Origin of the sequence: Aneurinibacillus migulanus (assembly GCF_001274715.1) — a bacterium.
Taxonomy (GTDB): domain Bacteria; phylum Bacillota; class Bacilli; order Aneurinibacillales; family Aneurinibacillaceae; genus Aneurinibacillus; species Aneurinibacillus migulanus.
The window spans coordinates 1-23,891 of the sequence record NZ_LGUG01000017.1 but is presented as its reverse complement, the minus strand read 5'-3'; the positions used below and the strand labels follow the sequence as shown (position 1 = coordinate 23,891).

Genomic DNA, 23,891 nt, shown 5'->3' with positions numbered 1-23,891 from the left:
CCATACGACAGCTAGTTAAATTGATTCATTACACGCAAAAACGAGATCTCCATCCATGCTTTTGAGGCTTCAACGGACCGCTCTACCGCATCCTGCACATCGGCCAGCTCCTCTGGTGAAAACGTAGTTAATACATGATCAACTACTTTGCGCCCTGGAGCAGGCCGATCAATACCGACTTTAATCCGTTTAAATTCCTCTGTGCCCAAATGAGCAATCAGTGACTTCATGCCATTATGGCCACCAGAGCTTCCCTTTGTACGCAGGCGGATTTTCCCGCATGGCAGGTCAAGATCATCATATATGACAAGCAAATCCTCTTCGGCATCCAACTTATAAAAATTCAAAAGCGGACCGACGCATTCTCCGGATAAGTTCATGTACGTCATCGGTTTAACCAACAGCACTTTTTCCGTGCCGATACGTCCCTCACCGATAAGACCTTTGAATTTACCTGCTGATAGCATAATATTCCAATCCTGTGCAAGTTTATCTATCGCCCAGAACCCGACATTATGTCGGGTCATTTCATACTGCTTACCCGGATTACCCAGTCCTACAATTACTTTCATCATATTCTCCCCTTACCATATACACTGAAAAAGCGCAACCGGACGGTTACGCTTTTTCGAACGATTACATCGTTGGGCTTATGATTCTTCGTTTTTATTCGGCACTGCATCACCAGAGCTGTTCTCTTCATCGTTCGCTTCTGCGACGCCCGCCTCCGCCTCGGCTTCTTCCTCAGTCGTTCCTTCTACTGGTTCTGCCTGCGGTGGCACAATAGTGAGGACAACTGTGTCTGGGCTGTCCAATATCTCAATATCGCCTGAAACGATAAGATCAGCCACCGTTACTGTATCGCCGACAACAAGCTTTTCAATATTATACGTAATGCTGTCCGGGATTTTGCTAGGCAAGCAGCTGATGTTCAACTCACGTAACGTATGCTGGAGCACACCGCCGTCTTTCACGCCCTGAGCTTCTCCTTGCAGCACAATGAACACGCTTGTGTCCGTTTTTTCATTCATATTGATTGTGCCGAAATCCAAATGCAGCACTTTATTCTTGAGCGGGTCACTCTGCAAGTCTTTAATCATAACATTGAGAGGCTTCCCGTCTACGTTCAGTTTGATTACATGATTCAACCCTTGTTGGTTTACAAGTTGCTGAAAATGGCTTTCTTCAATCGCAATTGATGCATTTTCCACATCACTTCCGTACAAAACGGCGGGAATTTTCCCTTTGTTGCGTAATTCGGTTAGCGTAGACCGCGGTCCTACCTGTCTCTTTTGCGCTTGCAGTTCCATTGCCATATTATATTCCCCTCCTACTGTAAGGTTCGTAGCAACATCATTATCTACTTTACCCAATCCAGTGAGGAGTCAATCATTAAGCTAATAGAAATTAATCAAACAATTTGCTTACAGATAGTTCTTCATGCACACGAATAATCGCTTCCCCGATGATTGGCGCCACAGACAGCGCCTGGATTTTGTTGCTTTGCTTCTCCGGTCCAAGCGGAATCGTATTGGTTACAATCAACTCTTTAATGCTGGAGTTTTCAATACGCTCGATGGCCGGTCCCGACAGCACCGGATGCGTGCAGCAAGCATATACCGCTTTAGCTCCTGCTTCCATCAATGCATTCGCCGCCAGTGTAATCGTACCTGCCGTATCAATGATGTCATCAATAATGATAGCCGTACGACCTTCGATATTACCAACAATGTTCATTACCTCGGCCACATTCGGCTCTGGTCGGCGTTTATCGATAATGGCGATCGGAGCTTCCAGACGTTCGGCTAATTTTCTTGCCCGCGTCACGCCTCCGTGGTCAGGTGATACAACAACCACGTCTTCAAGTTCTTTCTCCGCAAAGTGCTTTCCGAGAATCGGCACACCTAGTAGGTGATCGACCGGAATATCGAAAAACCCTTGGATTTGCGTAGCATGGAGGTCCATAGTAATAACACGATGCGCTCCGGCTGTTTCAATTAAATTCGCAACCAATTTTGCAGTAATCGGATCACGAGCCCGTGCTTTACGGTCCTGACGAGCATAGCCATAATAGGGAATGACTACATTGATGCTTTTGGCAGAAGCTCGCTTCAGTGCGTCTACCATAACCAAAAGTTCCATTAAATGCTCATTAACAGGTGCGCTGGTGGATTGAATAACAAATACATCAGCACCGCGTACGCTCTCATTCAACTTAATCTGCACTTCTCCATCGCTGAAATGCACAACCTGTGCATTTCCCATCGGAAGACCGATATGATCCACAATTTCTTTCGCCAAAGCCGGATTTGCATTACAAGTAAAGACTTTCAGTTTCGGGTCGCGATAATTCGCCATGACTGCTGTTAAACCTCCATACCTTTCATACTTGTTTATTTCTTTATAATATTTTTTGCGTAACCTTCTTTGTTTGTTTGACGCTCACGAGCAATCGCCAGCGCGCCATCCGGCACGTCATCCGTTACCGTAGATCCGGCAGCCACATATGCACCTTCCCCTACGGTCACCGGCGCTACAAGATTCGCATTGCAACCTACGAAAGAACGGTCCTTGATTACCGTTTTATGCTTATTCACACCATCATAGTTTACCGTTACCGTACCGCAACCTACATTCACATCCGCTCCCACTTCTGCATCACCTAAGTAGGTCAGGTGCGATACTTTACTGCCTTTGCCAAGCGACGTATTCTTAATTTCTACGAAATCGCCCACCTTCGCGCCTTCACCAATGTGAGAATTTGGACGGATATACGCGAACGGGCCAACTGTGGCCTCGCTATCAATCCGGCTATCTACCAATACAGATTGCTTGATTTCCACGCGATCGCCTACCTGGCAATTCGTAAGCTGCGTATGAGGGCCGATGATGCACTCTTCGCCGATAACAGTCCCTGCTCCAATTAACGTACCTGGGTAAATAATAGAATCACGACCGATAACTACATCGGCCTCAATGTACGTATTGGAAGGATCAATAATTGTAACGCCCTCTTTCATATGCTTGGTGAGAATGCGTTCTCTCATCATCGATTCCGCTTTAGCAAGCGCTACACGGTCATTGACACCGATTGTAATCTCTTCCGTAATAGAAGCTTCGATGCGCTCTCCCTGACTCTTTAGGATTTCAACCGCGTCAGGCAAGTAATACTCACCCTGTGCATTATTGTTATCAACTTTTTCAAGAATGGCAAAAAGCTTCTCATTATCGAAGCAATATGTACCTGTATTGATTTCTTTCACGCATTGTTCTTCTTCCGTTGCATCCTTCTGTTCAACAATGCGCTCAACACCGCCGTCTTCACCACGAATAATACGGCCGTATCCTGTCGGGTTGTCCATCACCCGGGTAAGAATAGTCGCAGCCGCCTGGTTAGCTTCATGATGTGCCACAAGCGCTTCTAGCGTCTCGGAGCTAATTAACGGTTCGTCACCGGAAAGGACAAGTGTCGTTCCCTTTCTTCCTTTCAAAATCGGGGCTACCTGCATCACTGCGTGAGCCGTGCCCAGCTGCTCTTCCTGCATCGCATATTCGACATCGCTGCCTAGTTGCTCTTTTACCTTGTCTGCTCCGTGGCCGACAACAACAACGATGCGATCCGCCTGCAGTTCGTTCAAGCTGTCCACAACATGCTGAACCATCGGCTTACCGCAAACGGAATGCAGCACTTTATACAGCTTTGATTTCATTCGTGTTCCTTGGCCTGCAGCCAATACAACCGCAAATTTATCTGACATGGTACCCTCCCATTTCGATAAGTTCCACAATGACTATATCTTAATTGACTTTCTATTTCAAGATAAGTCGCAAAAGAGATGCAAAAATACAGCATCCTTTTTCTTCAAATTGCAAAAGAAAAGAGGCCCCCTCTACAAAAGGCCCCTTTGATTTAGTGCAACTGAGAACTAAGCTCCCTCTTCAACCAGTTCTTCGGTTGTTTCTATTTCTCCTACGCGCTCATATTCAGCCAATACAGCGGCTTGAATCTTCTCGCGAGTAGACGAAGAGATAGGATGTGCGATGTCGCGGAATTCTCCTTCTGGTGTACGTTTGCTAGGCATAGCTACAAACATACCGTTGTTGCCGTCAATGACACGGATGTCATGCACCACGAATTCATTGTCGATCGTAATCGAGCAAATCGCTTTCATACGACCATCAGTGTTTACACGGCGGAGTCTTACGTCCGTTACTTCCATGTCTGCTCACCACCTTTTTCCAATTATCAGAAGCTTGATAACTGTAATTCAACAAAGGTGGAAAAAAATCCTTCTTCTATTTGAAAAATTTTTAGCTTTTTCTTAATTTTGGATCTTTACTCTATTGACATATTGTTAACGTTCCAGAGCTGCAACCAACTCAATTTCAAGTGATACGTCCTTCGGTAGTCTCGCAACCTCCACCAGAGAACGGGCTGGACGATGCTCACCGAAGTATTGGCCGTAAATTTCATTAATCGCACCGAAATCATTGATATCTTTGACAAAGACTGTTACCTTCACGACATCATCCAGCGTCGCATTTGCAGCGGTCAATACCGCCTTTAGGTTAGCGAATACTTGATGCGTCTGCGCTACGATATCACCTGTCACAAGCTCTCCTTCCGGTGTTAACGGAATTTGACCGGATGTATACAAAAAATTCCCGACTTTAATGGCTTGCGAATAAGGGCCGATAGCGGCCGGCGCTTTATTGGTAGAAATCTGTTCCATGTAACATCCCTCCGGTTTATTCTTTATTTTTAAAGTAATTACCTAACTCAAGACGGATTTCCTTATCCCTTACGTCCACTTCTGTTACACGGAGCAAGGAGACATAATCGTCCACCAGGCGCTCTTCTACATTAGCCGTTTCCATAAATACGCCCACGCCTACAACTTCGGCTTTGAACTCTTCAAGCAAATCCATCATTCCACGTGCGGTACCGCCCGCCTTCATGAAATCATCGACAATAAGCACCTTGGAATTCTCAGGGAGACTGCGACGTGCTAAAGACATCGTTTGAATTCGCTTGCTTGAACCGGATACATAGTTAATGCTCACGACCGAACCATCCGTCACCTTACTGTATCGGCGAACGATTACAACAGGAATGTTTAAATAATACGCTGTTGCATATGCAAGCGGAATCCCTTTCGTTTCTACAGTCATTACATAATCTGCTTCGGACTCGGCGAACACTGTAGCAAATACTTTACCGATCTCCGATAACACTTCTGGATCGCCTAGTAAATCAGCCATATACAGGTATCCGCCAGGAAGCAGGCGACCGGAACTTTCTAATGTACGACACAGACGTTCCATACCCGCTTGAGCATCTTCAGTATTTGTCAGCGGAATGTATTTTACACCGCCTGCCGCACCCGCTACCGTTCTCAACAGGCCGACTCCTTCTGATTCAAACAATTCTTTAATAATGGATAAATCTTCACTGATGGAAGACTTAGCTGCCCCGTATTGTTCCGCAAAAAACGTGAGTGGAATGAGTTTATGGGGACGCGCAAGCAAATGCTGCGTCATATCTACAAGCCGGGCACTTCTCCGTAACTTTTTCATGTACGTTCCTCCGTATTAAAAACCGAATATTATGAAGTGAATATACCACTTATGTACGGATTTACGCAAGTGTTACCGGTTATTTTCCCCCAGAATACGAACCGCATACACTTCCTTGCAAAAGCCACGCAAGCCATTGTATATCCTATTCATTCGCGACTCTCGTTCCGCCAGTGCAAATACGGTCGGTCCGCTTCCTGACATAAGAACACCATCCGCACCAAATCGCAGCATTCTTTCCTTAATTTGACGAACTTGTGGATGCATCTCTAGCGTGACGGATTCAAGGTGGTTGCCCAATGCGCGGCATACTCCAGTGAAATCACCTCGGTGAATGGCCTCAATCATCTCGGCCGATTTTCGCTCCTCTTTCCCTTCGTCGATACGCAGTGCACCATACACTTCACCCGTCGATACGCCAATCGGCGGCTTCGCTAAAATAACCCAGCAGGAGGGCGGTGACGGAAGGCGTTCGATTTTCTCACCTCGTCCGCGCGCCAACGCTGTGCCGCCATATACACAAAAAGAAACATCCGAGCCAACATGCGAACCTAACTCGGCCATTTCCTCCACGCTCATACCCAGATTCCATAATCGGTTCAACCCTTTAATCGTTGCTGCTGCATCACTGCTTCCACCTGCCAAGCCTGCAGCAATAGGAATGTGTTTATCAATATGGATGTGTACGCCGTGCTTGATGCCGAATCGCTCTTTGACAAGCCGTGCGGCTTGATATACATGGTTTCTTTCATCAAGTGGAAGATAACTAACCGTACAATCAAGCGTAATTTTATCTTCTTCCCGCGGATAAATGGTTAATCTGTCGGCCAAATCAATGGTTGTCATTACCATCTCAATCTCGTGATAGCCGTCCGGCCGCTTCGCTAATACATCCAATGTTAAGTTGATTTTTGCCGGGGCCTTGACCATAAGGCAAGCGTCGTTCACTAATTCCTTCTTCCCTTCCATTTTATGCTTTGCTTATTTTAGCATTAATCGATAAGAAAATGAAGAACATAGACTTCAGCATATATAAGGGAGACATTAGCAATCTTTCTTCTCCCTAAAAATAATAAAAGACCAGGCAGATTGCCTGGCCCTTACCGGGAAAAGTTACTTCGTGGGATTCTGTTTCGCAAGCGATTCTTCCGCAAGTTGGATGGCCCGCTTCACCATATTTCCCGCATCACGGGTAGTAATGCCGCCCCAGCCCTCGCGCTGTACAGTTTCATAAAAACCAAGATCTTTTGCAAGCTCATACTTGAACTGCTCTGACATAACACTTCTTCTACGTGCCATATATACAGCCCCCTTTATTTTTCCCGTGCGCATAGTATATGCAGAAAGGAAAAATAAAAACAGCAGGATAAGGTATCCTACTGTTCAAGGGCGATTCGAATATATTCATCATCGCGGCAAATTGTAAGTTCCACTGTCTCTGTAAGCACATCTGCATAGCTGTACGACACGCGCTCAAAGGAATGCTTGTCCTCATCGAGCTTCACAATAAATACAGACGGGTAAGTTTCTTCAAGAACTCCCGTCCTTTCTACGGTCTTGCGACGGCCACCGTTCGCTCGGAGTAAAATCCGTTCGCCGATATGCCCATCCAAATTACGTTTTATATCGTGTAACGTATTTCTCGCCATTCAGACCACCTCACTATTGGTAAGTATACCACCACTTTTATAGTATGTCAAATAAATCGATTATTATAGCAAGATTTTATGGACACTGTCAATATTTTTTTACCGGGAAAACGCTTAAAAATCAGAAAAATCAAAAATTGATAGAAAAGTCGTATCTTCATGAAACGGTTTCTTCAAATCGGTCTTTATCTTACTATAAAATAAAGGCCGACTTGAAGAAATTTCCCTGCTCTTTCCCCGTCACTCATCCTTATTAGACTTACGGCTTTGGAATCCCGAAGCGAAAGCATCCTTTCGATTCCAAACCTCCTACTCCTTCAATGCCCGTAATCGTATTCTTAACCATGTCAAAAATATTAATCGATTGCTGAATGGAGGTATACGCCACTTTTTCGGCTATGTATACCGGATCAAGCGTATGAATATTAATTCGTTTCGGTGAACTGGCAAAATTCGCTCCCGCCTCCAGAATCGCTTCGAAATGCGACTGGCATGCCCCTGCGAAAATAACTAAACTATCCTTGCTCTGCTGAAACATCCGAGCTTTCTCTACTGCTTGAACAAAATATTTCGAGTGGCGGTAGCTATTCAAATCATCTGCTGGCCCTCTTTTGCTCTGCAAAGCATCATGCCCCGTCAGCACAAGAATATCCGGACTGTGTTTGTTTAGAAGAGGAAGGATCGCTTCTGGAAACTCTTTCTCAGGATAATGGTATCCAATAGCAGGCACTTTTAATTCCTGATAAACAGCCAGGCACTTCTTCAAATAACCTCTGTCTCCATCTACATGAAGAACCTTGCCCGGCCAGTCGAAGGAGCCTCCTATGTCTTTTATATGATTTACCTGACGCCACGTATTTTTCTCACGGGTCGAACGTCTTTCCTGCTGAATCAGTCGCATCGCTTCGAGGTGTTTCTGCTCGTAGGCACTTCGCATCTTCTGCATCTCATCTTCGTTTACTTTAACCAGGTCATCGAGCGGAGCGTCTGCCATCAATCGGTAGTCTAGGCCGATAAGCGCAGCGGTTTTATCTTCTTTGTCAATATCGAGAATCTGGAACAACATATCATAGCCATGCGATTTCCTCGTTACAATGTCACCAACTTTAAACTTCGAGTTCGTAAACATAAAAACCCCTCCTTCCCTGACATCGTATGCTTGCCGGGAAAAAGGGGTTCTGCCTATATGCATCCTTTAGAAAGCTTAAAAATCGTTATACGGAAGCCTGAGAAATCAGGTTACTTAACCGGGCAAATTCCTCAATCGAAAGCGTCTCGCCCCGTCTTGCCGGCTCGATACCCGCTTCGGCGAGGATGCGCAGCATTTCTTCTTTGCGTTCCTTGCCGAAAAGGTTATTCAACAGGTTGTTCGATAGCGTTTTGCGCCGTTGCGCAAAGCTGGCTTTGACAACCCGGTAGAACATCGTCTCACTATCTACGTCTACGGCAGGTTTGTTCCGAATACGAAGGCGAAGAACCGCAGAGTCAACATTCGGCTGGGGAATAAAGACACTGTGCGGCACAATGGTAACGACTTCCGCCTCTGCATAGAACTGTGCCAGCACACTTAACGCGCCGTATTCTTTGCCTCCCGGCCCGGCAGCAATACGCTCGGCTACTTCCTTTTGGATCATGACTACAATGTTCTCAAGTGGCAATCGTTCTTCAAGCAGTTTCATTAGAATGGCACTGGTCACATAGTACGGCAAGTTCGCCACGACACTGACTTTCTCCTGCTCCGGAAATTTCTCTCGAATCAGGGTGCCCAGATCCATTTCCAAGACATCACCATGAACGATTTCCGTGTGTGAATACGCAGATAGCGTATCAGCCAGAATCGGCAACAATCGCTGATCAATTTCAACAGCCACCACTTTACCCGCTTGGCGGGATAATTGCTCGGTTAGTGCCCCGATGCCCGGTCCGATCTCAATGGCGCCCTTCTCTTTTGTTAACTCGGCAGCATCAACAATTTTACTCAGAATGTTCAAATCAACCAGGAAGTTTTGTCCCAGGCTTTTTTTAAACGAGAACCCGTATTGCTTAAGAATCTCTCTCGTTCTTGTTGGTGTTGCAATGTCGCGCATTGTCATCTCTATTCCTCCTGCGCCAGAACCGAGGCAAGCGCCTCGACGAATTCTTCACGCGTAATCTGTAGCATGAGCATTCGCTTATGCAGTTGTTGAGCATTCGCATAGCCAATACCAAGCTTCTCACCCAGCAACGCTCGACGCCCTTTGGCCTGTGCTCCGCCAACCAAGCCAGCATCAATCATATCTGCCATTGTAATCTGCTCCGTCGGCGCTTCCGCTTCCGTTCGAACCTCAGCGAGCGCTCTACGGATTACTTCCGGGGATGCATATTCTACGCCTAAGTTACGTTTACCCTGACCCTCAGCTTTTTTAATAAACGCATGTTTGCAGCCAGGCACTGCTTGACTAATAATCTTGCGGATACGCTCTCCCTGATAATCGGGATCAGTGAACACGATAACTCCACGTTTACGCTGCGCTCGCCGGATGCGATCAATGACCCATTCCGGAATAGCCGAACCGCCAGTCTCGATCGTATCGGCATGTACCGCACGATTAATAGCAACCGTATCAGACTTTCCCTCTACAACGATAACTTCTTTAATCATCACACTTGTTTCCTCTTTTCAGAAATACACATGTCTTGTTAGCTTAAAATAAGTTATGACAAAAATCGAAAGATAACCATGTGTATGCTAAATACGAAAAAGAAAAGACAGGGAAAAGTAAATTTTCCCTGTTTGTATCATACCATTAATTTGGTTTATTTGGACCGATAACATGCACGGTTTTACGTTGGACGCCAAAGTTCTGAGCTTCGTCTTCAGATGCGAAGTATAAGTCCATTCTATTACCTTTAATGGCACCACCCGTATCTTCGGCCTTACGAAAACCATACCCTTCAATATAAACCCACCAGCCGAGGGGTACGACACTCGGGTCAACTGCAATGGTTCTCCCTTCCTTCGCTGTAGCTCCTGACGCTGTAATCGCGTATTCCGCATCTCCCGGATTCTTTCCTGTGGATGCCGCATGCGGTGAATAAGCGGTCATTCTTACTTGAAGCGTTTTACGCGGCGTGAAGTCTCCTCCCATTTCAGAGACTCTGGATGCCCGGTCGCTCTCGCTTCGTGATACAGCTGTCATTTGTGCCGTTCCAACTGCTACAATGTGATCTTTCCAGTCTTGCAGCTTTTTGGTTTCGACAAGCTTCTTTGACGCAGGTTTACCATTGATATAGACAACCTCATACCGTTCCAGTACTTTTCCTTCCTGGCCCTGCTGAATAACCTTCTGCTGTCCTTGCAGCATGGTGCGGTCTTCCCGCTCTTTTGTATTGAAGGCTACCGTTTTCTCGTTATTCACCAATTTCTTGGTAATTCGTGTAACCGTTACTGTTTGATTTTCCTTTACCGACTGATTGAGCGCTGGCTTGACCTTGTCCAACGGTCCGAGCGCTACATTCTCCTCAGCAAGAATATCTTTTACCTGACGTTTTGCCGTCACCACCTGTTTCTTGTGACCGGCTATGTTTATGTTTATCTTTTTACCTGGTATGTAACTCACTTGCATACCGTCTGCCAATGCTGTGTCCATTCCGAAATTCAGCTCGTCAAACTCCCCCAGTTGTATCCTTTTCTCAGCTAGGAATTCTCCTAGCGTTTTCGCTTTTGTGGTTACGGCCATTGCTTTGCCGTCATTTATGAAAGTAAACTTCTTTGTTTGCAATGAATTAACCAAAAGCGCAAGACTTAAGAGAACAAGGATCGCAACAGCGGTCAGAAGAATCCACATTCGACCCTTCCAAAAATCCGACTGAATATGATTCTGCTTCAAAGTCTATCTGCCTCCTTCAACGGTTGAGAGTCATTGTAGTCGATCCCTTGAAAACTTGTCAAACCATTTTTTTACATCGTTTTCTACAAAGTTTGCAACTTTTCAATAGGCATTCAGACTCAATAAAACGTCCCAACCGTTGATACATCTAAGGCAGAAAATTTCTCCAACGCTCAAATTATTCCTTTATATGGAATAATTTTTTGGCATTTGCCGTCGTAATTTGAGCTAATTGTTCGAACGAAATATTTTTCAACTCAGCAATTTTTTCGGCTACGTATCGGACATATGCACTTTCGTTTCGCTTGCCGCGATACGGCTCTGGAGTAAGGTACGGACAATCGGTTTCAATTAACAAGCGTTCAAGCGGTACGATCTCGGCTACTTCCTTCGGTTTCTTGGCATTCTTGAATGTTACCGGACCACCTAACGAGATATGAAAATTCATATCGATGCACTGACGCGCCATTTCTGGACTACCGGAGAAGCAATGCATAATGCCGCCAACCTCCTCCGCTTTCTCTTCGCGCAAAATGTCGAGAATATCCTGATGTGCATCCCTATCATGGATAATAATCGGGAGTTTAAGCTTTCTTGCCAGTCGAATTTGCTTACGGAATACATCCTGCTGTACGTCTTTTGGTGAAGTATCCCAGTAATAGTCCAGTCCAATTTCCCCGATCGCCACCACTTTATCTTCTTCAGAGGCCAATTTCTCAATCCAGACCAAATCTTCATCAGTCAATGTTTTCGCATCCTGTGGATGCCAGCCAATAGCTGTATAGATAAAATCATACGTACGGGTTAACTCGAGAGACGTCTCGATCGTCTCCCGGTTATACCCGATGTTACAAATATACGAAATACCGTTTTCCCTTGCTCTAGCAATGGTCGCTTCTCTATCTTCGCTGAATTTTTCGTCGTTCAGGTGTGCGTGTGTATCAAAAAGCACGCTACCAGCTCCTTCCTTGTGCGTTCCCGGCGTTTACTTTACAATCGCGCCGTTTGGCATACTTTCGGGTACGGTCGCAAGTGTGAGGCTGTCCCCCTCGGAAGCGGCGAGAATCATTCCGTTCGACATTTCGCCACGCAATTTTACCGGCTTCAAGTTGGTAACACAGATAACTTTCTTTCCAACCAACTCTTCCGGACTGTAGTATTTTGCAATGCCAGAGACGACCTGGCGTTTCTCAAAGCCTAAGTCCAGCTGCAGCTTTAACAGCTTATCCGCCTTCGGAACTTTCTCAGCTTCAATTACTTGCGCTACGCGCAATTCCACTTTCATAAAATCATCGATATTAATCTCATCGGCCTCTTGCTTCTCTTCTGTTCTTGCCTGCACCTGCTCTTTCTTTTTCTTGTTTTCTTCCGCCTGCTTACGTGCGGCAGCAGTTGTTTCATCGATAATGGCAATCTCTTTTTCCAGTTCCAGACGAGGGAACAGCGCATCGCCGCGGTTTACTTTCGTATTAGCCAAAAGCTTGCCCCATTCTTTTGCTGCATCCCATCCGGTAATGTCCTCCCCTTCTGTAATACCCAATTGTGTCCAAATTTTGTGCGGCGTATGGGTCATGAACGGTTGAATTCCGATTGAGATAATGCGGATGCTTTCCGCCAGATTGTACATTACTGTACCAAGGCGTTCTTTATTAGACTCATCTTTTGCCAATACCCACGGCGTCGTTTCATCAATGTATTTGTTTGTGCGGCTGACTAATTCCCACAGATGGGAGAGTGCACTGCCAAATTTCATTTCATCCATATTCTCTTCAAGCCCGGCAACAGCTTTACGAGCTGTATCTCGCAACGTATCATCCAGCGCATCCGGAGCGCTTGGCGCCGGAATGATGCCGTCGAAATACTTATCGATCATGGCTACTGTACGGCTTACAAGATTGCCAAGATCATTGGCTAAATCAAAATTCAGGCGTTGAATGAATGCTTCCGGCGTAAATACGCCATCCTGCCCAAAAGCAATCTCGCGGAGTAGGAAATAGCGAATGGAATCCGATCCATAACGTTCGATTAAGAATTTCGGATCGATGACATTTCCTTTCGATTTCGACATTTTACCGTCCGGCATAAGCAACCAGCCATGGCCGAATACTTTCTTCGGTAGCGGCAAGTCAAGTGCCATCAGAATAATTGGCCAATAAATTGTATGGAAGCGGAGAATATCCTTACCGATCATGTGTACATCAGCCGGCCAATATCGATTGAATTTTGTTTCGTCATCACTCATATAACCAAGCGCTGTAATATAATTCGCCAGCGCATCAATCCATACATAAATAACGTGTTCCGGATCATTCGGTAGCTTGATGCCCCAATCGAAGGATGTTCGAGATACGCTTAAATCTTCTAGACCCGGTTTCAGGAAGTTATTTACCATCTCATTACGGCGCGATGCCGGCTGGATAAACTCAGGATGCTCTTCAATATGCTTGAGCAGACGCTCCTGATATTTGGACATGCGGAAAAAATAGCTTTTTTCTTTAACAAGAGATACCGGACGACCACAATCCGGACAGATATGCTCTCCGTCTTTTTTAGACTGATGTTCTGTCCAGAACGCTTCACAAGGGACACAGTAATATCCTTCATATTCACCAAGGTAGATATCCCCCTTATCCACGAGCTTCTGGAAAATCTTCTGTACGGCATCCTTATGGCGCTGCTGCGTGGTCCGGATAAAATCATCGTATGAAATATCCAAACGTGCCCACAAATCTTTAATCCAGTCGACAATCGGATCAATAAATTCAAGCGGCTGCTTGCCTTCTTCCGCTGCGCGTTGCTGTAGCTTCTGGCCGTGCTCATCCGTTCCCGTCAAATAATACACATCATAGCCACGCAGACGTTTGTAACGGGCCAATGCGTCGCAAGCAATGGTCGTATACGCATTGCCGATATGCAATGTATTACTTGGATAATAAATTGGAGTTGTAATGTAATAGGTTGGCTTACTCAACTTGCTCATCCTTTCACTAAAAAATGGCATAAAAAAACAAAAAAAGCTCTCCATCCCAACATGGGACGAGAAGCTCTCGTGGTACCACCCAAATTCCCTATCATTGTATCTTCTATAGAAAAAATACAAACGGACAGGCTCTTATCCCATAACGCGGGAAACGTTGCTCCCTAACAAACAGCATGCTCGGAAGCAAAAACTCCGGGGCCATCTTCATCCCGCCGCCTCTACCGGTTCCCACCTTTACCGGCTCTCTGTAAAAAGCGTACGTAACTACTCTTCCCTTCATCGTCACGATACAATATTCATCTATAATCCTTACCTTTTCCTTTTTATTCTATACCCTACTATAGGCATCTCGTCAAGTCGATAGTTTTTAGCATAACTACCTCCCTTTATTTTACTTATTTGTCGAATCAATAGCGAAATCGTTCATATTTTTGTCGAAAAAGAATGCGTATAAGAAAACCAAAAAATGCTTTTTATACGAATATACAAAAAATGTTTAATTATATAGTAGATAAACCTTTTTTAAATGTTATATAATCCTTATATATGTTACTTAAAATCCGTATTTTTGCCTCTTTAAGTAATTTTATTCCATAAACTGAGAATTATTTATGATGCAATCCCAGTAAATGGTTGACCTACAGTCAAAATCCTGTTAGGATAGTGTTTAAGAAACATTTGTCGAATTTTGACGATAAAACGAGAAAAAAATTAATTCGTTATGAGAGGAGACGTAGTACACATGAAATCAACAGGTATTGTAAGAAAAGTAGATGAACTGGGCCGTGTCGTTATTCCGATTGAACTTCGCCGCACACTGGGCATTGGAGAAAAAGATGCTCTGGAAATCTATGTAGATGGGGAGCGCATCATGCTCAAGAAATATGAACCCGCTTGCATTTTCTGCGGCAGCACGGAAGAAACTGTAACATATAAAGGCAAAATCATCTGCGGAAACTGTCTTTCCGAGATGCCTGCTACGCAAAAAGCGTAAGCAAGCCTTACACATACAAAAGCTTCCCCAGAAGCCGGGGAAGCTTATTTTTCGTTCTGATGATACTCGTTGTATACTTCACGTTTCGGCAATCCACGTTCTTCAGCTGTTAACTTTAACGCTTCCTTTTTGTTTGCACCTTTTTCAATATGAACATTAACGTGAGTGACGATATCAAGCCCTCTCCACCAACTGTCTGTTTCAGCTTCTTCCACTTCTGTGCTTCCTTCGACAATCAAGGTGAATTCTCCTCTGATTTCTTCCTGCTCTTCAAGGAAACGTAGAACTTCTTCCATACCTCCCCGAATAAATTCTTCATACCGTTTAGTTAACTCTCTTCCAAGCGCTATCTTTCTATCACCGAAAATCTCCAGCATTTCATGCAACGTTTTACTGATTCGATGAGGTGATTCATAGAAAATTAATGTCTCGGGATAAGGACGGAGGCGTTCTAGCTCTTCTCTCCGTTCCTTTTTATCCCGCGGCAAGAATCCGCGAAAAACGAACTTGTCTGTAGGCAACCCGGATACGATAAGGGCCGAAAGCCCAGCGTTGGCACCTGGGATGGGAATAATCGTAATTCCTTCTTCCACCGCGGCACGCACCAAATCCTCCCCCGGGTCGGAAATGGCGGGAAGACCGGCATCGCTAACGAGAGCTACCGATTTTCCTTCCATTAACAGGCGGATGATTTCCGGTCCGCTTGCTGTCTTATTATGTTCATGATAGCTGATAAGCCTTGTCTCAATTTGAAAATGGGTCAACAGCTTACGTGTTTGTCTCGTATCTTCGGCAGCAATAATGTCCACTTCTCGCAGTGTATGAATGGCACGCACTGTCATATCATCAAGGTTGCCAATCGGTGTAGCTACAAGATATAGCTGGCCCTCTTCTTTCCCAGACACGAAGCTCTTCTGAACGAACATCGTCATTCTCTCCTCCTGTCTCCGTAATAAATGGAATAAATCTCATCACAGTATGTCCCGTCTTCATTATATACAATCAACGGTGGTAACACTTTTACATCGGGTTTTCCATCCCTGATCCCTTCAATTAGCACCATGTTAGCTTCTATCCCTGGTTTCGGATGAACAAATCGGATGCGTTTCGGCTCAATTCTGTACTGGCGCATCAGCGTCATGATGTCAGCCAATCGGCCCGCACGATGTACATACGCCACTTTTCCACCGCTACGAACCAAACGACTGCTGGCCCGAATCATCTCTTCAAGTGTGAGCAGAATTTCATGACGTGCGATTGCCACGTGGCTGCTCTTGTTCTTATCTCCGCCTATGGCCGGCATATACGGCGGATTGCAGGTCAACGCATCGTATCCTCCGTTTCTTAAGAACGTATGCGCGTCTTTTACGTCGCCACGATACACGTTGATGCGATCCTCCAAATCATTCAGTGCAACATTTCGTTGCGCCATATCATACAGCCGTTCCTGAATTTCCACTGCATCGATGGGACACTCCGTTCGTGTGCTGAGCAGAAGGGGAATCACGCCATTTCCGGTACAAAAATCGATGATACGTCCCCTTTTCATCGGTAAGGACACGAAGCGAGACAGAAGCACGGCATCCAGAGAGAAGCAGAACACTTCTTTGCTCTGGATAATTTTCATATTCTTTGTCAATAAATCATCTACTCGTTCATCCGAATACAGATGCACTCTCTTCATTTCTTGTGCTCGTTCCTTTCGCAAAAAACGACCCGCAATAATATACGGGTCGTTGTTGTTATCCCTGTTTATTTAAGAATGCGAGACAAAACAGGCAATCTCCGTCTGTACGCAGACTCCCGTAATGCACATTGCAAATATGGAAACCTTCTTGGTATAAACGTGCTAGATTATCATACCCTTCCCCGACAACCGCCCGTTTCTTCTTATCTTTCTTCGCTTTTACCCCGCTGCTTTGGCGCTTCTCTTTTTTCTCAAGTTCCGTTTCGCGCTGCTGCAGACGCTCTCTAAGGTGTTGATTCTCTATCAAGAGATTTTTGTTTTCCTCCATAAGCTCCAGCATCGCATTTTTCAAATGGCCGATTTCTTCGTACAATCCGCCCACTTTTTCCTCAATTAACGCAAGCTGGTGAAACATGCTCTGTTTGTTCACAATCCCCACCTCAGTTATTCTCTACTGCACCTTCTCCACCACGCTAATTTCTTCGAGAGGCAGTTCCATAATCTGTTCGGCCTCGTACAAGTTTATCTGAACTTTGCGCTCCAGAATGTTCAAGCCTACAACACGGCCATATCCCATCGGCGTTGCCACTTCCCTGCCGACATCTGGCAGCTCGTCCTTCGCGCTTTCATAATTATCGTTTTCATATTTCAGGCAGCACATTAGCCGTCCACATAGCCCAGAAATCTTAGCCGGATTTAATGATAAGTTTTGATCTTTCGCCATTTTAATTGATACCGGCTCAAAATCTCCAAGGAATGTAGAGCAACAAAGAATGCGGCCACATGGCCCGATACCGCCGAGCATTTTTGCCTCGTCACGTACACCGATTTGCCGAAGTTCGATGCGCGTACGGAAAATGGCAGCCAGGTCCTTAACTAGTTCTCGGAAATCCACACGGCCATCCGCCGTGAAATAGAAAATGATTTTGTTCTTGTCAAACGTGTATTCTACATCGACCAGCTTCATTTCCAGTTTGTGGACAACAATTTTCTCCTGGCATATGCTAAAAGCTTCCTTCGCCAATTTATGATTGTCTTCCACCTGAAAACGATCCTGATCATCTGCAATACGAAGCACCTTCTTCAATGGCAATACGACATCATTATCATCTACCTGCTTACGACCGATGACAACTTGTCCGTATTCCACACCGCGTGCTGTTTCTACAATAACATGGTCTTGATTCTCAATCGGGAATTCTCCCGGATCAAAGTAATATATCTTCCCCGCTTTTTTGAAGCGGACACCTACAACATCAAACAAAATGTTATCCCTCCTGCAGACGAAGCACCATATCTTCCAAGGATAACTGCAGGTTCGCATAGTGCGTAAGCCTGTTTTTCGTTACCAGGATTGTTCCCATTCCATCAACAAGTCTGCGCTGACTGATGCGTAATGCCTGTTTCTGAATGGGCTCCATCTGATCATTATTCGTAATCTGGGATTCCTGTCCCAGCAAAAAAAGCAATAAATCGCGGAACCAGAGCAATAATAAATCAAGAAACAGGTCGATTCTGTCAGGGTCTTTCTCCTGTTTGAGGAGTTTATCGTGAATGGTAACGAGAGCATATGTGCCTCGTTCCATTATATCCTCACTTAATTGTATCACTAGGCTTCTCAACTGCGCAAACGATTCTGATTGGCATAATGTGTGTGCTTCATCCATATCGTTGGCAATTCGTGCCGCCGTTCTGGCCAATCCTTGTTTTATCCCTTGCTGCTCAAGCCGTTCTGCAATGGCTTCAGGAGAAGGCGCATGAAAAGAAACAATTTGACAGCGTGAGAGAACAGTAGGAAGCAAATCATGGATATTACTGGTGAGAAGAATGGCAACAACTCCTTGGGGAGGTTCTTCTAGAAATTTCAGTAATCGGTTGGTTGCTTCCTGATTCATTTTTTCGGCTTCTTCCATAATATACACTTTATGACTCGATTCCGCCGCCCGGTAAGAGAATTTCTTCTGCAGGTCTTCGATTTGTTTAATGCGGATTATATTTTTCTCAGGTTCAATCCAGTGTACGTCCAGATGGTTACCTTCTTCAATCAACCGACAGTTCTTGCATTCTCCGCAGCTATCACCGTTCTGTCGCAAGCAGAAGATAGCCTTGGCAAGATGCTTCGCCATTTTTCTTTTCCCTGCCCCTCTAGCTCCGGAAAAGAGGTATGCATGCGACAATCGGTTATTCTTAAGGCTGCGATGCAGCAGTTCGGCGGCCTGCCTCTGTGCAGCAAACTCACTCCACATAGTATCAATCCACACTTCTTTCGCTTGATTTGTTACATATACATATTGATTAGCAAGCCTCTAATTTCACCAATCGTATCAAGAATGTTGATGCCTTTCTGCTCTTTTTGCAGCACGGCATCCGTTACTTCTGTTAGCTTTTTATCTACTTCCGTAATAATTTTGTACACTTTACTGCGTCCACGTCGGCTGAAGCCATGCCTTTCTTCCAGTGCTACACCGTTTTTTACCGCTTCTTCCATAAAGTTTTTAACTAAGGATTTATATTCTTTCAAGTCTTTAATCGTACGCGATTTCGCAAGCCGTTCACCCTGCATGTCGATTTGCTCAATAAGCTTGTTGAACTTCTGAACATCGAGCTGTTGGCTACGGGTCTGCATAACTTCGTCAAAATCGACATAATACTGGGGAAGCGTCTTCTGCTTCGGCTCAATCCCTAGCGTTTTATCAATTGGCATGTTTTCTCCAATTCGCATGGAAATCATCCTTTTCATTATTATTTCACAATTTTCATCTGTATGTTTACTATACGAATCGGCATTTTTCCGCCTGCTTGTTATTAAATAAAACCTCCAACAGCAGGGGGCTTACTACCCATTGGCTCGAAAGAAAAAGGATGGAGCTATTGTCTGGCGGCGAGATAGCGCAAAAAGTGTCCACGAATGTCTTCATGCAAGGTATTAATATCACGTGCCGCATTTATTTTAACAATCCGTTCCTCATTCTCGCTACAAATAGCGGTAAAGCCTCTCTTTACCTTCTGATGATACTCATCCGGTTTACTTTCGATACGGTCCGGCCCTTCATGTAAGCTGAAGCGCTGCTGGAGCCGTTCCTTGCTAATCTCAGACGGTAAATCAAGAAAATAGGTTATATCCGGGGTCAAACCACCGGTTGCAAAGCGGTTAATCTGTATAATTTTTTCTAACGGAAGTTCCAAGCCGTATCCTTGGTAGGCCAAGCTGGCATCTACAAATCGATCACACAGCACAATTTTTCCTTGGTCAAGTGCAGGGATAATCTTCTCACGAACGTGTTGGGCTCGCGAAGCAGCGTATAGCAATACTTCGGTCTCCTGCTTCATTTCACGGTTTTTCGGATCCAGAAGCAAGGCTCTAATACTATCACTGATGCTCGTGCCGCCTGGTTCCCTGGTGAGCATCACATCATAGCCTTTCTCCTGTAAAAAGCCATACAATAATTTAATTTGGGTGGTCTTGCCCGACCCGTCAGTTCCTTCAAATGTAACAAAACAACCTCTCAACGGTTGCATCCTCCCTTGTTTTGTATGATGTTATCATAATCGAAAAGCTACAGGTTTACCAGTACGAACATCTTCTCCATCTTCTCATCAGAAGCTCCCTGAAAGTAACCCCCGGCCTTCTTAATACGACGGATTGCTTCAATGTGTACAGGTTCTATAATTTCACCTGGCGTAAGCAAGGGGATTCCCGGTGGATATGGAATAATCATCTCTGCGCTGCATCTTCCAATTGCCTCCTGAAGCGTTACTTCCTCTCTCTTCTTATGGAACGCTTCTCGAAGTGGGATTGCAGGTTCAATGAACGATTCCATGCCCGATAACATTCCGGTTACATCTTGCGTAACACCAGCTTGTGCTCTATCCGCTATGGACTGACGCTTCCCTATTTCCTCGTCTACCTTCTTAATCATTGACACCGTTCGTTCTATATCCTCGTCTCGAACATCTATCGAAAAAACAAGCACAACATTTCGGACATCGGCCATTTCTGCTATGCAACCTTTATCCTGAAGATATTCCAATAGCTGATACCCTGTTATGGAGCTATGTCTTGAGGTTAGTACCCATTTGAGTGGATCCCGACTATGTATGCAGGTAATCTTGTCACCGGCTTTGTCCCATACAGAAAGATGCTGCAGTTCTTTAGTTATATCAGCTCTATAGCGTTCCAACTTTTCGACTGTATGGGAAAGTTGTGTACGTCCCTTGATAACGAGATGACGGCGTGAGACATCCAGGGAAGCCATCAATGGATAAGAAGGACTGCTCGACTGTACCATAGCAAGTACACCAGCAAGCTTCTCTCTTGGAATAAGCGGGCCCTGAACGTGCAGCATAGAAGCCATCGTCATTGCGGTCAACATTTTATGCGTCGATTGAATAACAAGATCCGCACCATCCTGCAAGGAGGAGGAAGGCAACACATCGGCCTGTCCGAAATGTGCTCCGTGCGCTTCATCTACAATAAGCGGAATCCCAGTCTGATGGCATATATTCGCTAACTTAGTAACGTTCTGCCCCATTCCATAATAATTCGGATTTGTAATCCAAACTGCTTTAGCCTGCGGATACTTACGTAAAGCCATCTGCAGGTGCTCCGGATTGATGCCTGCAGCAACCTGCGTACCTGGCTCAATATCTGGAAGAATGTATACCGGTTGTGCCCCCGCTAGCATGAGACCGTTGAATACAGACTTGTGAGCATTACGCTGAACTAAAATCACATCACCAGGCTCGCACAATGTAAGTGCTGCTGCCAGATTTCCCGCTGTAGAGCCTCCTATTAGAAAAAATGTGTGTTCAGCTCCGAACGCATCAGCTGCCAATTCCTGTGCTCTAGCAATCGCTTCTGTTGGGTGATGCAGATCATCCAGGCCGTCTACTTCTGTTGCATCTATCTTTAGTATGGAATGAAAATGTGACATCGCTTCGCCGTCAAACGTATTCCCGTCCTTATGCCCTGGCACATGAAGAGATTGATGACGGTTCCCTTCATACATACACAAGGCTTCATATAATGGTGCTTCTTTATGGTTCACTCCGATATCCTCCTCTACTGTTGAAATGAATTTGTTCTTACGGTTGCTCCATAAAGTGAAACTTACTCAGTGGGGTATTACTACCTGCTAAGGCGGGATAAGAAAAATTCGCCGGTGCCTTCATTCGTCCTTTTTCCACAAAGAAACCAAACGTCCGCTATATGTCACCTTTTTGCTTTAGAGCGACATATAGTTTCTTATCCAATAAAAAAACCCTTCTAATTTTTAAGAAGGGTTAGGCGTTTTGCTTTAGCCAAATGCTGCGCATTTGACGAATAAAAAAGCGATATTTATCTTCCGAAGCGTCCGTTGTTACGATTTCCTGTTCACACCGCTGGCAAACAAATGAATCAAAAATAAAGATACCCTGTGTCTCTTCATTGCCGCACACAATGCAGCTACGGTTTTCCTGCTCCGTCATCATAATCTCACCTTCGTCTTTTTTACGCCATTCTTCCCCATTGTTTTCTATTTTATACATATGAATAAAAATATTAGTAACGCCTTCCATAACTTATATAATTATACCCAATACTTTCTACTTCTTCAGGCTCATACAGACCATACGGATCGATAAGTGTGCCATGATTCATCCTCATTCTCTGCATCGCCCATTCTTTTGCGGGAATTTGAGAAGCCGATAGACCCTGTGAAAGAATAAACAATCCCGACACCTTTTCTACAGCTTCCCATTTATCTTCACATAATACAATGTTTTTTTGAAGTGGATAAATAAATTCTCTATTCTTCGTAAAGAGTCGAAAATTATAATTTCGTCTGCTCAACTCTTCTACAACATATTCCGTTAGTTTAGTTTTTGCGTCCCCCCAAATACCTAACACTACCTCTTTTTTTAATGTTAGTCCTATCCTCTCTTCCAGGGAAGTTGGGAGAAAGATAGCTTGCTGCAGCCACTCCCAAGCTTCTTCTTCACATATTTCGCTTCTCTTTTGTCCAATACCCGGTTCTAACCCAAGAGCACGACGCACGATTATATAATCAGCTTTTTGATGTTTACACGCTTCATATAATACTTTTTCATTAAAAATTCTAGTTGAGAGATAATTTTTATAAAAAGTACGCACGATTTCAGCTTCTTTTAGCGGTATAACAAGAACCGGGATACCATATTCACTAAATGTCCGGCGCAGGTTAGCTACTTTCTTGGTGTGGGAAGAATCTGCGCCTAGAACAATGCCTTCAGTTTTTTTTTCTCCGATATAAATAACTGGAAAAATCGGTTCCAATGCAGTATGCAAAATCCTTCCTCCAAATCCGATAAAGGGAATAACAACCTATAAAACCATATAGCATAATAAATTAGACTTGATATTTATTTCGTAAGGGAGTTCAAAGGATGAGGTCAGAAAAAATTCATAAGGGAAAATTAGAGAAACAGAATACAACGATTTACAATCATACGCTTCACTACCGGTATCGTTGGAAATTACCTATGATCGTAATACAAGTGTTCATTATCTTTGCCCTTTTATTTCTCGCGGAACAATATTTACAGGTAACCAACCAAAACATTATACAATCTTTTGGTTATCTCGTACTTCTTTGGCTGTTACAAGGATTTTCTTTTTTCTTATATTGCTTTATATCTTCACTTTCGATGCGCTGGCACATTGACGCATTCCTTTCCCCCTGGGGAGGATGGCGAACGAAACTTCCACTTTCCATTTCTGATTATCAACAGATTGAGTGGATGTTTTTCTTTTTCGGGAATGCTGTGGGATTGTTAGTAATGGCCTGGTGGGGCTTGCAACACGGATTTTTAATACTTGTATTACATATTACTCTCAGTATTCCACGTTTATTTACAGTGTTACGTGTACAAAAATGGAAAAAAGAACGGAAAGGATTTGTAGTAAAACACGAAAAACAAGGAATTGGCTTATATTCCACTTTCGGTTAATAACATCTCATACATAAAACCCCCTTACCTGATTGCTCAGATAAGGGGGTTCATTTATTACACTCTGAAAACTGAATCAGAAGAACGTACGCATGTTTTGGTTAAGCCCTCGACCGATTAGTATTCGTCAGCTCCGCGTGTTGCCACGCTTCCACCCCGAACCTAT

Annotated in this window: 28 protein-coding genes and 1 other annotated feature; of the genes, 2 read left to right on the top strand and 26 right to left on the bottom strand. The window is 44.6% G+C overall.

Translation table 11 applies throughout. The features are described from left to right. Positions 1 to 11: 11 nt before the first annotated feature. The 16 genes from pth to metG all read right to left on the bottom strand — a co-directional run bounded on the left by pth (position 12) and on the right by metG (position 14,075). Positions 12 to 572 carry an aminoacyl-tRNA hydrolase gene (gene pth, locus AF333_RS31165; RefSeq protein WP_043063523.1) on the bottom strand — a complete coding sequence of 187 codons (561 nt, stop codon included), beginning with the start codon at positions 570 to 572 and terminating at the stop codon, positions 12 to 14. Positions 573 to 650: 78 nt separating this feature from the next. Further along, entirely contained in the window at positions 651 to 1,316 is a 666-nt protein-coding gene (locus tag AF333_RS31160) for a 50S ribosomal protein L25/general stress protein Ctc (RefSeq protein ID WP_043063522.1), read from the bottom strand. Positions 1,317 to 1,407: 91 nt separating this feature from the next. After that, on the bottom strand, positions 1,408 to 2,358 hold the full coding sequence (locus AF333_RS31155; RefSeq protein WP_043063521.1) for a ribose-phosphate diphosphokinase: 951 nt from the start codon (positions 2,356 to 2,358) through the stop codon (positions 1,408 to 1,410). 35 nt (positions 2,359 to 2,393) lie between these two features. Further along, the gene (gene glmU / locus AF333_RS31150; protein ID WP_043063520.1) at positions 2,394 to 3,758 is read right to left on the bottom strand and encodes a bifunctional UDP-N-acetylglucosamine diphosphorylase/glucosamine-1-phosphate N-acetyltransferase GlmU; all 1,365 of its coding nucleotides are present in this window, start codon (positions 3,756 to 3,758) and stop codon (positions 2,394 to 2,396) included. 168 nt (positions 3,759 to 3,926) lie between these two features. Continuing rightward, positions 3,927 to 4,220 carry a septation regulator SpoVG gene (gene spoVG, locus AF333_RS31145; RefSeq protein WP_021622006.1) on the bottom strand — a complete coding sequence of 98 codons (294 nt, stop codon included), beginning with the start codon at positions 4,218 to 4,220 and terminating at the stop codon, positions 3,927 to 3,929. Positions 4,221 to 4,355: 135 nt separating this feature from the next. Beyond that, complete coding sequence (locus tag AF333_RS31140; RefSeq protein ID WP_043063519.1) at positions 4,356 to 4,733, bottom strand: RidA family protein; 378 nt, start codon at positions 4,731 to 4,733, stop codon at positions 4,356 to 4,358. A 16-nt stretch (positions 4,734 to 4,749) separates the two neighbouring features. Beyond that, complete coding sequence (gene purR, locus AF333_RS31135; protein WP_043063518.1) at positions 4,750 to 5,577, bottom strand: pur operon repressor; 828 nt, start codon at positions 5,575 to 5,577, stop codon at positions 4,750 to 4,752. Positions 5,578 to 5,649: 72 nt separating this feature from the next. After that, positions 5,650 to 6,507, bottom strand: a complete 858-nt coding sequence (ispE, locus tag AF333_RS31130; RefSeq protein WP_235355846.1) for a 4-(cytidine 5'-diphospho)-2-C-methyl-D-erythritol kinase — start codon at positions 6,505 to 6,507, stop codon at positions 5,650 to 5,652. A gap of 183 nt (positions 6,508 to 6,690) precedes the next feature. Beyond that, a complete protein-coding gene (locus tag AF333_RS31125) occupies positions 6,691 to 6,876 on the bottom strand; it encodes a small, acid-soluble spore protein, alpha/beta type (RefSeq protein ID WP_043063516.1) in 186 nt (61 codons plus the stop codon). A gap of 77 nt (positions 6,877 to 6,953) precedes the next feature. Beyond that, positions 6,954 to 7,226, bottom strand: a complete 273-nt coding sequence (gene veg, locus AF333_RS31120; RefSeq protein WP_043063515.1) for a biofilm formation stimulator Veg — start codon at positions 7,224 to 7,226, stop codon at positions 6,954 to 6,956. 259 nt (positions 7,227 to 7,485) lie between these two features. Beyond that, a complete protein-coding gene (yabG, locus tag AF333_RS31115) occupies positions 7,486 to 8,355 on the bottom strand; it encodes a sporulation peptidase YabG (protein ID WP_043063514.1) in 870 nt (289 codons plus the stop codon). A gap of 85 nt (positions 8,356 to 8,440) precedes the next feature. Further along, positions 8,441 to 9,319, bottom strand: coding sequence for a 16S rRNA (adenine(1518)-N(6)/adenine(1519)-N(6))-dimethyltransferase RsmA (gene rsmA / locus AF333_RS31110; RefSeq protein WP_043063513.1), 879 nt, complete (start codon positions 9,317 to 9,319; stop codon positions 8,441 to 8,443). Positions 9,320 to 9,321: 2 nt separating this feature from the next. Next, the gene (rnmV, locus tag AF333_RS31105) at positions 9,322 to 9,870 is read right to left on the bottom strand and encodes a ribonuclease M5 (protein WP_043063512.1); all 549 of its coding nucleotides are present in this window, start codon (positions 9,868 to 9,870) and stop codon (positions 9,322 to 9,324) included. A 142-nt stretch (positions 9,871 to 10,012) separates the two neighbouring features. After that, on the bottom strand, positions 10,013 to 11,095 hold the full coding sequence (locus tag AF333_RS31100) for a 3D domain-containing protein (RefSeq protein ID WP_052520245.1): 1,083 nt from the start codon (positions 11,093 to 11,095) through the stop codon (positions 10,013 to 10,015). 178 nt (positions 11,096 to 11,273) lie between these two features. Beyond that, positions 11,274 to 12,047 carry a TatD family hydrolase gene (locus AF333_RS31095; protein ID WP_043063511.1) on the bottom strand — a complete coding sequence of 258 codons (774 nt, stop codon included), beginning with the start codon at positions 12,045 to 12,047 and terminating at the stop codon, positions 11,274 to 11,276. A 33-nt stretch (positions 12,048 to 12,080) separates the two neighbouring features. Beyond that, on the bottom strand, positions 12,081 to 14,075 hold the full coding sequence (gene metG, locus AF333_RS31090) for a methionine--tRNA ligase (protein ID WP_043063553.1): 1,995 nt from the start codon (positions 14,073 to 14,075) through the stop codon (positions 12,081 to 12,083). 49 nt (positions 14,076 to 14,124) lie between these two features. Further along, positions 14,125 to 14,364: a binding site (T-box leader), on the bottom strand. A 453-nt stretch (positions 14,365 to 14,817) separates the two neighbouring features. Between metG and AF333_RS31085 the strand changes: the two genes are divergently transcribed. After that, positions 14,818 to 15,069 carry an AbrB/MazE/SpoVT family DNA-binding domain-containing protein gene (locus AF333_RS31085; RefSeq protein ID WP_043063510.1) on the top strand — a complete coding sequence of 84 codons (252 nt, stop codon included), beginning with the start codon at positions 14,818 to 14,820 and terminating at the stop codon, positions 15,067 to 15,069. Positions 15,070 to 15,113: 44 nt separating this feature from the next. Here the strand turns inward: AF333_RS31085 and rsmI are convergent, their stop codons facing one another. The 10 genes from rsmI to AF333_RS31035 all read right to left on the bottom strand — a co-directional run bounded on the left by rsmI (position 15,114) and on the right by AF333_RS31035 (position 23,063). Further along, on the bottom strand, positions 15,114 to 15,995 hold the full coding sequence (rsmI, locus tag AF333_RS31080; RefSeq protein ID WP_043063552.1) for a 16S rRNA (cytidine(1402)-2'-O)-methyltransferase: 882 nt from the start codon (positions 15,993 to 15,995) through the stop codon (positions 15,114 to 15,116). A 2-nt stretch (positions 15,996 to 15,997) separates the two neighbouring features. Continuing rightward, positions 15,998 to 16,753: a tRNA1(Val) (adenine(37)-N6)-methyltransferase gene (locus AF333_RS31075; protein WP_043063551.1), complete on the bottom strand. Its 756-nt coding sequence runs from the start codon at positions 16,751 to 16,753 to the stop codon at positions 15,998 to 16,000. Between the two features lie 58 nt (positions 16,754 to 16,811). Then, on the bottom strand, positions 16,812 to 17,186 hold the full coding sequence (gene yabA / locus AF333_RS31070; RefSeq protein WP_043063509.1) for a DNA replication initiation control protein YabA: 375 nt from the start codon (positions 17,184 to 17,186) through the stop codon (positions 16,812 to 16,814). Positions 17,187 to 17,207: 21 nt separating this feature from the next. Continuing rightward, positions 17,208 to 18,020 carry a PSP1 domain-containing protein gene (locus AF333_RS31065; protein WP_043063508.1) on the bottom strand — a complete coding sequence of 271 codons (813 nt, stop codon included), beginning with the start codon at positions 18,018 to 18,020 and terminating at the stop codon, positions 17,208 to 17,210. 4 nt (positions 18,021 to 18,024) lie between these two features. After that, positions 18,025 to 19,017, bottom strand: coding sequence for a DNA polymerase III subunit delta' (holB, locus tag AF333_RS31060; RefSeq protein WP_235497078.1), 993 nt, complete (start codon positions 19,015 to 19,017; stop codon positions 18,025 to 18,027). A 17-nt stretch (positions 19,018 to 19,034) separates the two neighbouring features. Then, entirely contained in the window at positions 19,035 to 19,496 is a 462-nt protein-coding gene (locus AF333_RS31055) for a YaaR family protein (RefSeq protein WP_235497077.1), read from the bottom strand. Between the two features lie 128 nt (positions 19,497 to 19,624). Beyond that, a complete protein-coding gene (gene tmk / locus AF333_RS31050; protein ID WP_043063506.1) occupies positions 19,625 to 20,266 on the bottom strand; it encodes a dTMP kinase in 642 nt (213 codons plus the stop codon). A gap of 47 nt (positions 20,267 to 20,313) precedes the next feature. Continuing rightward, positions 20,314 to 21,804, bottom strand: a complete 1,491-nt coding sequence (locus tag AF333_RS31045) for an aminotransferase class I/II-fold pyridoxal phosphate-dependent enzyme (protein WP_052811679.1) — start codon at positions 21,802 to 21,804, stop codon at positions 20,314 to 20,316. Between the two features lie 235 nt (positions 21,805 to 22,039). Further along, positions 22,040 to 22,315 (bottom strand): sigma factor G inhibitor Gin, encoded by a 276-nt coding sequence (locus AF333_RS31040; protein ID WP_235497076.1) that lies wholly within the window; start codon positions 22,313 to 22,315, stop codon positions 22,040 to 22,042. Beyond that, complete coding sequence (locus AF333_RS31035) at positions 22,299 to 23,063, bottom strand: hypothetical protein (protein ID WP_043063504.1); 765 nt, start codon at positions 23,061 to 23,063, stop codon at positions 22,299 to 22,301. The genes AF333_RS31040 and AF333_RS31035 overlap by 17 nt, the downstream gene beginning before the upstream one ends. A 98-nt stretch (positions 23,064 to 23,161) precedes the next feature. On the opposite strand from AF333_RS31035, the gene AF333_RS31030 reads away from it, so the two are divergent. Then, the gene (locus AF333_RS31030; RefSeq protein WP_043063503.1) at positions 23,162 to 23,725 is read left to right on the top strand and encodes a hypothetical protein; all 564 of its coding nucleotides are present in this window, start codon (positions 23,162 to 23,164) and stop codon (positions 23,723 to 23,725) included. Positions 23,726 to 23,891: the final 166 nt, after the last annotated feature.